Annotated in this window: 15 protein-coding genes; 14 read left to right on the top strand and 1 reads right to left on the bottom strand. The window is 34.2% G+C overall.

Translation table 11 applies throughout. From position 1 onward, the window contains the following. Positions 1 to 262: 262 nt before the first annotated feature. From BTA34_RS01575 to BTA34_RS01505, 14 genes are all read left to right on the top strand, one after another. Positions 263 to 922 (top strand): DedA family protein, encoded by a 660-nt coding sequence (locus BTA34_RS01575; RefSeq protein ID WP_151434226.1) that lies wholly within the window; start codon positions 263 to 265, stop codon positions 920 to 922. 265 nt (positions 923 to 1,187) lie between these two features. Further along, on the top strand, positions 1,188 to 1,493 hold the full coding sequence (locus BTA34_RS01570; RefSeq protein ID WP_151434225.1) for a DUF883 family protein: 306 nt from the start codon (positions 1,188 to 1,190) through the stop codon (positions 1,491 to 1,493). 8 nt (positions 1,494 to 1,501) lie between these two features. Beyond that, positions 1,502 to 1,912, top strand: a complete 411-nt coding sequence (locus BTA34_RS01565; RefSeq protein ID WP_151434224.1) for a phage holin family protein — start codon at positions 1,502 to 1,504, stop codon at positions 1,910 to 1,912. Further along, positions 1,893 to 2,198 carry a YqjK-like family protein gene (locus BTA34_RS01560; protein WP_265576147.1) on the top strand — a complete coding sequence of 102 codons (306 nt, stop codon included), beginning with the start codon at positions 1,893 to 1,895 and terminating at the stop codon, positions 2,196 to 2,198. The genes BTA34_RS01565 and BTA34_RS01560 overlap by 20 nt, the downstream gene beginning before the upstream one ends. 183 nt (positions 2,199 to 2,381) lie before the next feature. Continuing rightward, positions 2,382 to 2,774 (top strand): DoxX family protein, encoded by a 393-nt coding sequence (locus BTA34_RS01555; protein WP_023580968.1) that lies wholly within the window; start codon positions 2,382 to 2,384, stop codon positions 2,772 to 2,774. 659 nt (positions 2,775 to 3,433) lie between these two features. Next, positions 3,434 to 5,530, top strand: a complete 2,097-nt coding sequence (locus BTA34_RS01550) for a type VI secretion system Vgr family protein (protein ID WP_151434223.1) — start codon at positions 3,434 to 3,436, stop codon at positions 5,528 to 5,530. Next, entirely contained in the window at positions 5,530 to 6,453 is a 924-nt protein-coding gene (locus tag BTA34_RS01545; protein ID WP_151434222.1) for a DUF4123 domain-containing protein, read from the top strand. Before BTA34_RS01550 ends, BTA34_RS01545 begins: the two co-directional genes overlap by 1 nt. Positions 6,454 to 6,466: 13 nt before the next feature. Then, on the top strand, positions 6,467 to 8,074 hold the full coding sequence (locus tag BTA34_RS01540; protein ID WP_151434221.1) for a hypothetical protein: 1,608 nt from the start codon (positions 6,467 to 6,469) through the stop codon (positions 8,072 to 8,074). Positions 8,075 to 8,136: 62 nt separating this feature from the next. Beyond that, entirely contained in the window at positions 8,137 to 9,099 is a 963-nt protein-coding gene (locus BTA34_RS01535) for a hypothetical protein (protein ID WP_151434220.1), read from the top strand. Between the two features lie 8 nt (positions 9,100 to 9,107). Continuing rightward, positions 9,108 to 9,377: a PAAR domain-containing protein gene (locus BTA34_RS01530; RefSeq protein ID WP_151434219.1), complete on the top strand. Its 270-nt coding sequence runs from the start codon at positions 9,108 to 9,110 to the stop codon at positions 9,375 to 9,377. A gap of 178 nt (positions 9,378 to 9,555) precedes the next feature. Beyond that, on the top strand, positions 9,556 to 10,347 hold the full coding sequence (locus tag BTA34_RS01520) for a hypothetical protein (protein WP_151434218.1): 792 nt from the start codon (positions 9,556 to 9,558) through the stop codon (positions 10,345 to 10,347). A gap of 134 nt (positions 10,348 to 10,481) precedes the next feature. Next, on the top strand, positions 10,482 to 11,408 hold the full coding sequence (locus BTA34_RS01515) for a hypothetical protein (protein WP_151434217.1): 927 nt from the start codon (positions 10,482 to 10,484) through the stop codon (positions 11,406 to 11,408). 105 nt (positions 11,409 to 11,513) lie between these two features. After that, on the top strand, positions 11,514 to 12,467 hold the full coding sequence (locus tag BTA34_RS01510; protein WP_151434216.1) for a hypothetical protein: 954 nt from the start codon (positions 11,514 to 11,516) through the stop codon (positions 12,465 to 12,467). Between the two features lie 49 nt (positions 12,468 to 12,516). Then, complete coding sequence (locus tag BTA34_RS01505) at positions 12,517 to 12,786, top strand: PAAR domain-containing protein (protein ID WP_151434215.1); 270 nt, start codon at positions 12,517 to 12,519, stop codon at positions 12,784 to 12,786. 87 nt (positions 12,787 to 12,873) lie between these two features. On the opposite strand, the gene BTA34_RS01500 is transcribed toward BTA34_RS01505, so the two are convergent. Continuing rightward, positions 12,874 to 13,776: a LysR family transcriptional regulator gene (locus BTA34_RS01500; RefSeq protein WP_023582840.1), complete on the bottom strand. Its 903-nt coding sequence runs from the start codon at positions 13,774 to 13,776 to the stop codon at positions 12,874 to 12,876. Positions 13,777 to 13,791: the final 15 nt, after the last annotated feature.

Here is a 13,791-nt window from a genome sequence, read left to right as displayed (position 1 = left end):
TAAGTTTTTCTTTTTAAAAAGCACCTATTCTGAACTCAAAAAGAGATTAGATGTCTATTTTTCGAGATCCAATATCCATGTATAAGTAGTGTCGTCATCCAATTAAAAAATTTTCTGTCTAGTTTTTCATGATTTTGTTAGAGTGTTGCTGTTTTAAACAATGAAAAATAGACCCTATGAAGTAGAAAACGGGTAAATAGATTACAACACCTATTGATTTTATATTTACCCCCAAATGACTCAGTTTTAGGAAGCCTTTTATATGGAAATCGTAAGAGAGCTATTCTTGGCGCTATGGCACCAAGATTACGAAACCTTAGCTAATCCTTCATTAATATGGATTATCTACATTTTATTATTCACCATACTATTCCTAGAAAACGGAGTATTGCCCGCAGCTTTCTTACCAGGAGATAGCTTATTAATTTTAGTGGGCGTGTTAATTGCTAAAGATACAATGGATTTTCCATTGACCTTACTTATTTTGACCGCTGGCGCGAGCCTAGGCTGTTGGTTGGGCTATCTCCAAGGGCGATGGCTTGGAAATACGAAATTAGTACGCAGTTGGCTATCGCATCTACCAGAACATTACCACCAACGTGCGCATGGGCTTTTTCATCGTCATGGCTTAGCCGCATTACTTATTGGTCGCTTTTTAGCATTCGTTAGAACATTGTTGCCAACAATTGCTGGTCTTGCTGGATTGAACAATACCCGCTTTCAAATTTTCAACTGGTTAAGTGGACTTTTATGGGTAGGTATACTGACCACGCTGGGTTATTTATTAGGTAATAGCCCCCTATTTCGTCAATACGAACACCATTTAATGAATATTCTTATGCTATTACCTGTTTGCCTATTAGTTATAGGATTAATTGGTAGCATCTGGGTTGTCATTAAAAAGAAAAAGAAAGTGAGCTAACGCTGCATTTTCTAATAACATCAAGATATTCTGAATACAAAATAAAGTCATAAAACACATAATAAAAGCCTGTTTCAGAGAACTGAACAGGCTTTTATTTTATGGATGATCTCTTCTTTTTTCATCGTAAGTAATACAATAAATATTCCCGTCTAATTAAGATTTTTCTCTTTTTTACCTGATTACATCAATATTTAATTTTATTAAGAGACAAAATTGGTCTATGGTTATAAGAATTAACCTGTCATTATTAAAGGAGTTACCTATGTCTCATCAACGTTCCAATGAAGATCTGCGTAGTGAATTGAAATCTCTTGCTGATACTCTAGAAGAAGTACTGAACTCCTCTGCAGATAAATCTAAAGAAGAAATCCAAAGCTTACGCGCAAAAGCAGAATCAGCAATCAAAGGTTCTCGTGCAAAACTCAGTGATGCTGGTCGAGAAATTGTCGATAACACCAAGGAAATCGCTGGAAAAGCAGATAACTATGTTCGTGAAAATCCATGGACAGGTATCGGTATTGGTGCCGCAGTTGGTGTTGTTCTTGGTGTTCTACTAGCTAAACGCTAATCACACCTATGAGTGATACGCAAAGACCACAGGGCCCCGCATCCGGGGTTCTGAATTCTATCAGTAAGATTGGTGCTATTGTCATAGGCATGGTTGAAACACGCCTAAACTTGATTGCCGTTGAACTGGAAGAAGAAAAAACCACGCTTATCCAGCTTATTTTAATGGCGGGTGTTACTTTGTTACTCACCGCTTTTGGCTTAATGAGTTTACTTGTTCTGATTTTTTGGGTTATTCCACCTGAATATCGAGTCTATGCTTTAGCCATCACAACCGCTACTTTACTTTTTTGTGCACTGATTGGTGCCATCATGACATTAAGAAAAGCGCGAAATTCCACCTTATTAGGCGATACTCGCCAGCAATTGGAATTAGATAAACGTCTTTTGGAGCAGTATCATGATGAACAAACAAAATAAGCAGACGATCCTCGCAAGACGTAAAAAGCTGTTGTTGAATAAAATTCAGCAACAGCGTTCTGATTTAGGGCAAAGCACGCAAACTTGGCTTGATGTGACAGAGCCTTATGATAAAGCGTGGCGAATTTTAGTTTCTTTAAAACCCGCATTGTTAGTGGGCGCTAGTTTTATTTCTCTTTATAGCATCAAACACCCTAGAAAAATCATACAATTAGGGCAACGTGCCATCGGTGCAATTGGTTTAATTCGTACAATCCAAAAGTCCTTCAAAAAAACCTCAGATTGAACATCAATTTTTTTGTCTAAGAATGTTAATTCTTCTTAATATCCTCTTTGCTCAATTCACATTATTGTATATCTCACAACGTAGCCGTGGTTATTAAATCTAAAAATAGAAAAATAGCCGACGAAAATACAATACAAATCGATATACATTGCGAATAATAGAGTTGAATTAGGAATAAAGACCATGAAAAAATTTGAAGACATTGCATTATTAATTGCCCGTATTTTAATGCCTATTTTATTTATTAGTGCAGGCTACGGAAAAATTGGTGGCTACGAAGGAACACAGCAATATATGCAAGCAATGGGTGTTCCAGGTTTCTTATTGCCACTGACTATTTTATTAGAATTAGGCGGTGGATTAGCAATCTTATTTGGTTTCTTAACTCGCACAACAGCAATCTTTACTGCGGTATTTACTCTTCTAACCGCACTGCTGTTCCACAGCAATTTTGCTGAAGGCATGAACCAATTAATGTTTATGAAAAATATGACAATCGCTGGTGGATATTTATTACTGGTTATCACTGGTCCAGGTAAATGGAGCTTAGATCGTATTTTCAATAAAAATTGGTAATAACCCCTTTAGAAACAAAAAAGATCCTCTAGGGGATCTTTAAATCGATAAGAATCCCATGTTTTAAACATAGGGTTCTTTTTTTTTAACTGTATTTATATAAATTTTATTAATTTTCTTTCTGTTACCCCCACCCCATCCTCAAATTCACTCTATCAGTGATATTTTTGTCTTTATTTAAATGAATCTTCTGTGATGTGTGAAATTTTAGGTGCGGTTTTTTTCGTCATTGATGATAAAAATCGTAGCTTGCTTATTATTTTAAAAAGTATGTTATTTTTCCCTTACAAATCAAGGCTGTTACAATTTGAAATAAAATACACATTTTGTTACATATTAAAAATTCATGTACATTAGACCTGACTGGCTTTAGCGAGATTTCGGACATTTACGAAAGAGAATAATATAAGTAAATACACTTATTTTAAGAAACGAAAGTAGTAAATACCGTATGAACAATTATTTTACGCTAAGTCACTTATCCTACGAGGATATAATGCTTGTTCGCCCCGCCCCTTCCTTTACTTCTTATTAAAAGTACTTAAGCTACTCTAATCAATTAAAGGCTCTTTTATGGGCCTATTATTCAATAGATACTTTTTTAGGCTTATTTTTTGTCTTTTTTATTGCGTGTTTGTCACAGTTAAATGGGAGCTTTTATGTCAACGAATGACGCTAACAATACCCCTAAACCCCGTTTGGTATTAGATGATCCGACATCATCACCCTCCTTTAAAATGGGGATGACATTCTCAGAACAACAAGCTCGCATTAAAAAATACAGCGAATTACTCGAAACGTTAGGTAAAGGATTACTTCACACGGGGTTAGTGTTTACTTGCCAAATTGGCGGCTTACCCGCAAGCACCTTTCAAGTCACCCAATTCGATTTAAACGAAGGGTTATCAGAACTTTTCACTCTGTCGATACACGCGGTGAGCGAGCAAAACGACATCGATTTTTCCAATCAATTAGGCGTAGCTTCATCGTTAACCGTCAGTCGTGATGGTAAAACACTTCGCACTGTTCAAGGTTTGTTGGCAAGTGCCGAACAAGGCAATACCGATGGCGTTAAAACGTGGTATCAATTTGTTATTCGCCCAGAAATGTGGGTGATGACGTTGAACCAAGATAGCCGTATTTTCCAGAATAAAACGGTGCCACAAATTCTTCAGCAATTGCTGGATGAAGCCCATATCAAATATGACAACCAGTTTTATCAACCTGAACTGCATCAAACCCGTCGCTATATCACTCAAAAGCGCGAGTCTGCTTATGCATTTTGGTGTCGCCTAGCCTTTGAAGAGGGGATCAACTTTTGGTTTGAAGAAGGGCCAAAACTGTTTTATAGCGATAACCATTTAGGGATGACCGCGGGGATCACGCTAACCTATAACCCACAAGCAGAAACCGATATTACCGACACCACAGCCACCACATGGCGCTATACCGAACGTTTATGCAGTGATGTGCGCATCGATAAAGATTATAACCCTATGCGTCCTTCTTACCCGTTATCACAAGAAACAACGGGTGACGTTCATCAACAACATCCTGTTTTTGAGAGCTATGGACGTTTTCAAGAAGATGCCCATGCTCAACCATTGAATCAACTGCGCTATGAACAATCGCAAAACCATCGTCAAACCGGCTCGGCAAGCACCAACTGTTTTGCATTAATGCCGGGCAAAGTGTTTACCTTAACCAATCATCCGAGTGCGAGAATGAATTCGCGTTGGCAAGTGATCAGTGTTTCGCATCACGGTGTACAGCCCTCTGCGGATAACGGGGGCGGTGAAGGTACCCAGTTAAGCAATCACGTGACATTTATTCCTGGCACACAAGAATGGCGTCCACCTTTTCATTATAAACCGCTGGCAGATGGTGACGAGTTAGCGACCGTAGTAGGACCTGAAGGCGAAGAGATTTATACCGATGAACAAGGTGCGGTAAAAGTTTATTTTCACTGGGATAGACGCGGAAAGCCTGATCATAGTGGTTCGTGTTGGTTGCGCGTTGCACAAGGTTGGAATGGCGATGGCTACGGCTTTATGGCGATCCCCCGTATTGGGCAAGAAGTGATTGTTTCTTATTTAAATGGTGATATTGATAGACCGATTATTACGGGCTGTACTTATAACGGTCGCAATGCCCCACCACTAGATTTACCCAAAGATAAAACCCGAACCACTTTTCGTACAAAAACGCATAAAGGCACAGGATTTAATGAACTGCGATTTGAGGATGCCGGCGGACGCGAAGAAGTGTATTTACATGCGCAGCGGAACTTAGCTATCAATGTCCTTAATTCACAGGGAATGCGTATTGATTACGATAGATCAACAAGTATTGGACATAATGATGAGCTAGTTATTGCTAATAATCGTGTTGTTACCGTTGATGGCAATCAATCACAAAAAACAGCAGGAAGTTATAAATCCAAGGTTGATGGTGATAACTATCGCACTATAGGCGGTGACACAGTAGAAAAATTGCAAGGTATTCTTAGTATTGATTCTCAAGGCGACATTATATTGCAAAGCCAAAGTAAAATATCATTTAAAGTAGGTAGTAATTTTATTGTTATTCATAGCGGTGGTGTCGATATAAAAGGCCCTATAATTAATCTAAATTCAGGCGGAAGCCCTGGAGACGTATTAGAGACAATGATCCCTGCAATATTAAAAGCTGCAGCTAGTAGTGGTGCAGCTTTTGTTGCGCATTGTCCACTTAATGAAATTAAGGATAGCGAATAATGGCTAAGCTTGATACTTGCTATGCAATTGTTGATTCTGCATCCGAACCAAAATTATTTTCAATGCTTGAAAAATTTAATCCTCCTTCATGCAATTTATATAGTGAGCCAATCAGTCCAGAAGTTGCTGAATTAGCACCTTATTTAATCGAAGTGACAGATGAAGTACAAAAATGGTTATCTGAGCAAAAGACTCCATGGGGCATATATGTATATACAAAGATAACAATGCGTGAATTAAGACAACATTTACGAAAATATTTGATGGTAATGATCCCTGAACAAGAAAAACCTGTTTTTTGGCGATTTTATGATCCTCGTAATATTTGGTTTGTATTAAATATACTTGATAATTGGAAATTACATGTTTTTTTAGGACCTATTAATAAAATAGGTACTGAACTTCTTGGAAGATATAAAGAATCTGATTTTAAATCTCAACGAAGTTATTACCCTGATAATATAAAAAAGCATGGTAAGCTAATGTCTTTTACAAAAGATGAGTATGAGAAAATAAATTTAAATTTTGAATTCTTATTTATAAAAAAAATGCAGTTTTTATTTTTAAAAATAAGATATTCTCAAGAAAATAGTATTTCTGATTTTGATTTATCAAAATGTATAGTAACAATATTTGAAACACCTATTTTAGATTTTGATAAAATAGAAAATTATTACTCTAAAAAATATATAGATGATGCTTTTTGCTTTTCTGAGGGTTTAGTTCTTTTTTGTAAGAATATAGGTATTAGTGATCAGTACTCATATATGTTATTTTGTTATATTTTAGGTTTTTATCGTATATATGATTTTGAAAATTTACCAATTAATTGGATTGACCAATTGAATCATCCAGAAGGAACCTGTGATTATCGCATTATCAAATTATGTATGAATATACTAGATGAGATGCCTGTATTTTAAAAAGGAGAGTAAAGTGGGCAATAAATTTATATTTCCAATGGTAGGTAATGCGACACAAACTTGCTTTATACCAGAACCTTGTTTTTTAGATTTAACTGTAAAAAACAATAAAAATGGAGATGTTTTTTTAGCGTGGAAAGGTGAATGTTCAACGTTACCTGTTACTATAGTTGATGATGGTGATGATGTATTATTAGATATTATTATAAATGAGAAACATCCACATCCTATTGATACTCATAAAGTTATCATTTCATCTAAAAATTTCGAGCAGGAACTTACAGTAGGAAAAAATAATACTATCAATGTATCCTACAATCCTTATAACGATGTCGAAGAATTTGACGCCGAAAAACTTTTAGATACTTTTATTAATACAATGCTACCTATTGACGCTTTTAAAGAACCGAGAAAGTATATAATAGAAGGGGAAAACTGCTTAAATTCAATAAGAGATTGGAGTTTTAATGTTGTGCCATCTATTAAGTTTGGATTTTCTATTATTTTTAAATATGGATTTAGCAGTAGGACGGAAACAATTAAAGAAAGAAGAGATAAACAGATTAATAGACTTAGAGAGGAAAGATTAAATGGTGGACCAGGAAATCGAACTCTACCAAGAGATCTAAATAGATATCGATCAGGTTGGAATTTAATACCTGCAGCTTTTGTTAGAACCGATACATTTGGGATAGGTGTCGATTTTTTTTATGAACTAGCAGGAAAATCTTATTCATTAAAGCCAATAAGCCACGAAAAAAAAATAAATAGAGTTTTTGATAAATTATCAGGGATCGTGAAAGTTGGTCAAATAATTAATGACATAGAAAATAAATTTTTTTATGGAAAAAGGAATGCGAGAAGTGAGATAAATTCTAATTTTCCTATATTTTCTTTTGATTTTTCAGATGTTGAAATAGGGCTTACTTTTTTTACAGAAAATATGCCTTATAAAGAAGAAAGGAAACTTGTTTGTGCAATAGAAGGTAAACCATTATGGGGTGGTTCATTTAAAATAGATATATTACAAGTGATGGCATTATATTGTGGTAAATTAGGTGATGAATTTGTACGAAAAATCCGCGCTGCATTAAAAGAAAAAAATGAATCTCAAGATAAATTTAGTCTTGGTTTAAATATTGATATTATATTTTTTTTTGAAATTCATTGTTTTGTTGGTATGGCTCAGACTCCTGAAAATATACGTGAATTTGCATTTGATGGTGATAATAAATTTGATATGGGGATTAGAGGTGAAGCTGGAGCTTATATTAAAGCAAATGTATTATTTATGGAGGCATGCTTATCTTTTTATACTCTCTTTGAAACTAAAGGTTCATTTGTATTAGACTCACATGAAAATGGGATTGATTTAGTTTTTTGTCATGATGGAATTATTATTAAATGCCAGTTTAAAGGGGATATATCTATTAATGGTTCCAAAGAGAGCATTTATGATGCAACACCTATTGATAACGAATGGGAAATATATCCAGTTTCAGATCCCTTAATGTTAGAAAACTCTGATATTAGGTTTAACTTAACTGGAGAAAAGCGGCATATGCCGGATAGAATAAAGCCGTTAGAATCGGAAATTTTAGGTAGTAAGAGGATAGAGTAAATATCATGTTTTTTTATAAATTTAAATTAATTTTATTATTTTTATTATTTGGGATAAGCGCAATGGGATACGCATATAATAATGATTTTATCATTCGAACATCTGTAGATATGAAGTATGCATTTTGTGATGTGAAAACGAATGGAGTAAGTGGCGCTAACAATCGTTCTAGTGTATCACGAGGAGGGATCGGATTCGGTAGTACCAGTACAAACTCTATGATCTTAATGGAAAATGGGGAAAATACAATTACGATTGAGCTTGCTTCCCTTAATTGGTTCTCTCAAGATGATATACCACAGAAAGAGCGTAATATTTTTCACCCTAATGCACGTTGTGAAATTGTTGTAAATAAGATGGATGATCAAGGAAATATTATTCCTTTAACTCAATTAATGGTTAAAATTAATAAGGATGGACAACCTGAAGCTTATGAAAATAACAAAATAGATCCTTCAATTGAAAAGAAAATTATCTTAGCCAGTAACACTGAAAAAATAGAATCTGATAAGATCCTTGAACATGTCAATGCAAAAGAATATCCAAAGGATATGACAGTATTTCAATTTAATAAAAAAATAAATATAAGTGATCTGCCTAAATGGTCTTGGATAGAGGCAGATAAATATGAAGATACACCTAAACAGCGGGAATTATTACAAGCTGCATATTTAGAGCTTTGGAGTGCATTTGAGCAACAAGATGTTAGCAAAATAAAACAATTATTAACTCCTTCACTAGAAATCTGGGCTGCTTCAACCGGAGGAAATGTCGATGAGCAATTTACTTCAAGAGAGATTAGTGAAAGTTTTTCTAAACAGAATTTCCAAATGATCCCAATTAATTGGAATAACTTTCAACCATTAATTATGAATAATGGAAAAATGGTTAAACTTGTTTATAAAGAAGATTTTGATTTCTCACCAGTATCTTATCGATTTACAACTGAGAGAGGAACCAGCAGAGTTGCTTATCATTCTCCAATATTTTCTTTTGTAAATGGCAAATTTATTCCTGTTATATAAGGTAATTTATGCCTACAGTTATTCTTGTCGGTGATTTAGGGACTGGTCATGGAAATTATGGCTCGACGAAAGTCTTAACGGGGTCATCAACGGTTTTTGTTGAAGGAAGAGCTATTGCAAGGAAAGGTGATCTTTTAGAACCTCATCATGACCATAGAAGAATTATTACTGGTGGTTCTAATAGTGTCTTTGTTGATGGTAAACCTGCTGCAAGAGTTGGAGATAATATAAATTGCGGAGGTGTTCTTATTGGTACATCATCAGTTAATATTGGTTAATATACATTGTTGATTAAAAAGAGAACTAGATAGTTTTTTATTATCCGATGCATCGTCAAACCCTATTATTAGACAGGGAATATGAGGTGCATTGGATAAACAATATCCCCGTCGCATTAGAAGGACATAAAGTGCAATGCGGTTGTTTAAATGGCTGTGTATTAGTGGCAATAGAATAATGAATAAATACGTTATCGATAAGCTATTTCTTTTATCTATCGCGGCGATGGGTTTACTTTTAACTGGTTGTAATATATTAACGTCCCAAATAGATAGATCATTCTCCCCTCCTGAAAATGGTAGAACAGTAAAAATTACCGTCGATGTACCCGATGTCGCTGAGCTTTCACCAATGAAGGTTATGTATCGTTCAAATCTTTGCCGAAAAACATATAATAATAATGAAGTGCCTAAATATACTGTTTCTGGTTTTAATAGTGAAATGGTTTTGTTAGAAAAAGAAGGTAATAGTTCATTATATAGTGCAGAAATCCCTTATAGAGGAGGTGGGAAATGTGATTGGCAATTAAGTAACATTACTTTAAATCTAAATTTAAAGAATCATGAATATTTTTCAAAAAATATTACTGGTATAGTGGGAGCTGGAGTAATTGTTATATTTGATAATAACCAGCCTCAACAAACTGGCCATAAACCTATTGATAAAAAAGGAGATTTCGATATTGTCAAAAATTATTTTCCTTGGGTAAGTAATTCATTTAAGAATAGTAATAATGTTAACTTATGGTTATATGGCGAAGAGCCTGATCTTTATTATAAATCTCGCAATGCTCAAAAAATCACTTGGAAACCCATCATTCATACCGATATAGTCGTTTACTCGGAGTATCCAGCAGAGCGTAAAACTGAAGGTGTTAGTAAAATATATTATTACCCAGACGGTACAAAAGCATCAAATAGAGATGGAAAGCCAGACTATAAAAAATTACTTTCCTTAATTAAAGAATAATTTTTAAAATTAAAAATAGAAAAAATATGTAGCACAATTCAAGGACGAAGGTTCATCTTAAAAAATGGCACTACCAATACAAAAGGAACCGTATTAAGCGGTTCTTTATTAGCGAAATAACTTTATGGAAACTAATGACAAATTTATTTAGTGGTACAAATAATCCTCATAAAATAAAAATGAATCTCTTTAAAGAAGATCAAGATACTTACAATAAAAATATCAAATTAAAAGATTTTGATTTTTTAAATGAGTTAACTGACGATAAATGTGAAATTGACTCACCTAATCGAAACCTTATTAAAAATATCGCAATTCCTATCTTTATCGTATTATTTTTTAGTTTTTTTTATCTGATTTATAATAAAGCTGAAAGTATTTACTACGGAAGAGAAGATTTTCAACAAATGGTGGTTATTTTTGAAAAGGATTACAAAAAAGAATATTCAAATCTTAGTGAAGGATGGAAAAAAACTTATGATAAAATTTATCCTTATTTTAATCGAGAGGTTACTTATTGGGATTACCTAACAGCGTATTATTCTGGTGAGTTTTATCAAGGAACGAAAAATGCCATCTACCTAGAGGTTGCATTATTTTCTATGCCACTAATTGGAATGATACTTATGGGGCTGATTATTTTTTATATGCCTTGGGTAGTTTTAAAAGTGGATAGAAAACGACAAATTCTTTATGTTTGGAATTCCAGACAGTTATTAGTAACGCGTTATCGTGATGCTGAATTTGGTTATGCGGGCACATTAATGTTCTTAAAACTTTATTGTCTTGATAAAAAAACAGGGAAATTAATAGAAGGCTATTTTAAACCTAATATTTCATACTCAACAGGTCTTTTAGTTAGTAGAACGGCTGAAAATAAGCATTTTGTGACTTTTATTAATACGTTTATGAAAGAAGGTCGAGATGCAATAAGTCAGACTAATTATAGTCGAAGAAAACCGTTATTTTGGTTTAATAAAAACCCACTCCCTACTGATTTTGAGCAACAATTAGAACGTACTTTAGTCGAAATCGATAAAGAAAAAGCTAAAAATATGTAGCACAATTCAAGGACGAAAAATTATCTTAAAAAATTACACCACCAATACAAAAAGAACCGTATTAAGCGGTTCTTTGTTGATGATAAATATAAAGAGATAGCCTAGATGGAACTAAAACACAAACTCAGTGATCATTGTGAATCACTATTACAAACAGAAACATCAAAAATGACTCAATATCAAGCTGGTGCGCTTGATTTTGTGGAAAAAATAGATAATTTACGATTAGTCATACGCCATGCTTTTTCTAATGGCAGGACTATGTTAGCGATCCCTTTTGTTATCGGTTTACTTTGGGCTTTCAGCTATGGCGTTAAAACAATTTATATTGAACCTTGGAAGCAAACTGAAAAAAGATTTCTAAATAGTTTAGAATATAAAAAAAGTTTAATAAGCGAGCAGTTTTTTATTTCAAAAAAAAGAGAAATAAAAGAGTCTTATGAAGATATTTATATAAAAAATGGCCACCTCTCTTTTTTTGATTTTTGGCATTATAATTACTATAACAATGACTTTCTATACAAAAAAAGTATTGCTCTTGAATTATTCTTATCTTTAGCCCCTCTATTATGTTCATTACCAATGATCTATTTTGGATTTATTGCAAGAAATCGACCTTATCTAATATGTGACCGAGAAAAACAATTATTTTATACTTGGGATATGAAAATGAATGTTTATGTTGCTAAATATTCTCAAATCAATTTTTCAGATATTAAACCGACATTAGCACTTATTTTATATCGCGTTGATGAAAATCAAAAATTAATAGAACATAAATATTATCCCAACTTAACGATGTTTAGTTTTTTAGGCGGCGGAAGCAGCAATGATAAAGCATGGGGATTAGGGTATATTACCAAATATTTATTTTATGGATTAGCACCTTTGATTGAAGGTAAGTATACAAGAAAAAAATATTCTATTTTTAGAGAAGCACCTATTCCTAAAGATCTCGATAAACAAATAGAACAACAAGTTCTTCTGGTTGATAACGCATTACCCCCCTGTAAAGAAATCGAAAATAAATTATCGGAAGCAATTAAGCGTTCCATTTAGATTTTTTAATTAAGTTTGATGTTAATAATTTATAAAAGGATATATAAACATGCGTAGCACAATTCAAGGACGAAAAATCATCTTAAAAAATGACACCACCAATACAAAAGGAACCGTATTAAGCGGTTCTTTATTAGCGAAGCAACTTTATGAAATAGCTTGCCTTGGTGATGAAGTCTATTGCCCCGCTTGTCAGCAAAAAGGCAAAATTGTTGAAGGCGATGTCATGATGAAAATAAACAATATCCCCGTCGCATTAGAAGGGCATAAAGTGCAATGCGGTTGTTTGAATGGCTGTGTATTAGTGGCGATGGAGTGATCTGTTTTTAATTAGGCGGAAGCTTCCGCCTAATGTTAGGATCTATATTTTTATCGATATCTAAAATAGAAAAATTATCTACAAAAACTATTTTTTATTGTTCGCAAAAAGTTTAGGTATTTCACGTAAGCACCATGATTTGGCTTCACCCATACTATCTCTTCGCCATGCCATAATAATATTATTTTCATGGTGATATTCAGGGCCAACAACACGTAAACGCCCTTCTTTAATATCATCTTCAATTAAATCAATTGGCATCGTCGCCACACCTAAACCGGCAATTAAAGCACGACGTTTATCTTCAATAGAACTGACCGTTAAACGACGCTGTTTATCTAATAGCAGTACAGTTAAAACTGGGCGTTCTCTTGCGGTATCTGCAATGGCAATACCTCGATATTTTAAGCGAGTTTCTTCTGCTAATGGCTCAGGTTCATTATGGATGGGGTGATCTGGGCTGGCGACATAAACGCTAGTGGTATTGTATAAAGGGCGAAAGTTGATTTCTGATGAAGTGCGAAAATGCATATCAGGTGAAATCACAATATCACACTTACCGCTTTCTAAGCTTTCCCAAGCACCGGCTAAGACTTCTGTCACTAAAGAGAGTTGGGTATTGGATTTTTCAGCTAATTTATCAACCAAAGGAAAGAGTCTAGATGCAGGAGTGAGCGCTTCACAAACAATGGTGATATGAGGCTCCCAGCCTCTTGCTAAGGCTTCTGCATCTGACGTTAATTTGTCAGCAGCCTCAAGTAATATGCGTCCTCTATCAAGCAGCATTCTGCCGACATTGGTAAATTTAGTTCTATGGCCAGAGCGGTCAAAAAGGACAACATCTAAATCTTCTTCTAATTTTTGCATGGTATAACTGAGTGCCGATGGAACTCGATTTAGTTCATCAGCCGCAGCTGCAAAACTCCCTCTACGATCAATGGCATCCATGACTCGTAAAGATTCCAACGTAATTGCTTTGTCTTTACTCATTATACTTATCTCTAT

The organism is Proteus sp. CD3 (genome assembly GCF_008808075.1).
GTDB classification, from domain to species: Bacteria; Pseudomonadota; Gammaproteobacteria; order Enterobacterales; family Enterobacteriaceae; genus Proteus; species Proteus appendicitidis.
This window is presented reverse-complemented; position numbering and strand designations above follow the sequence as displayed.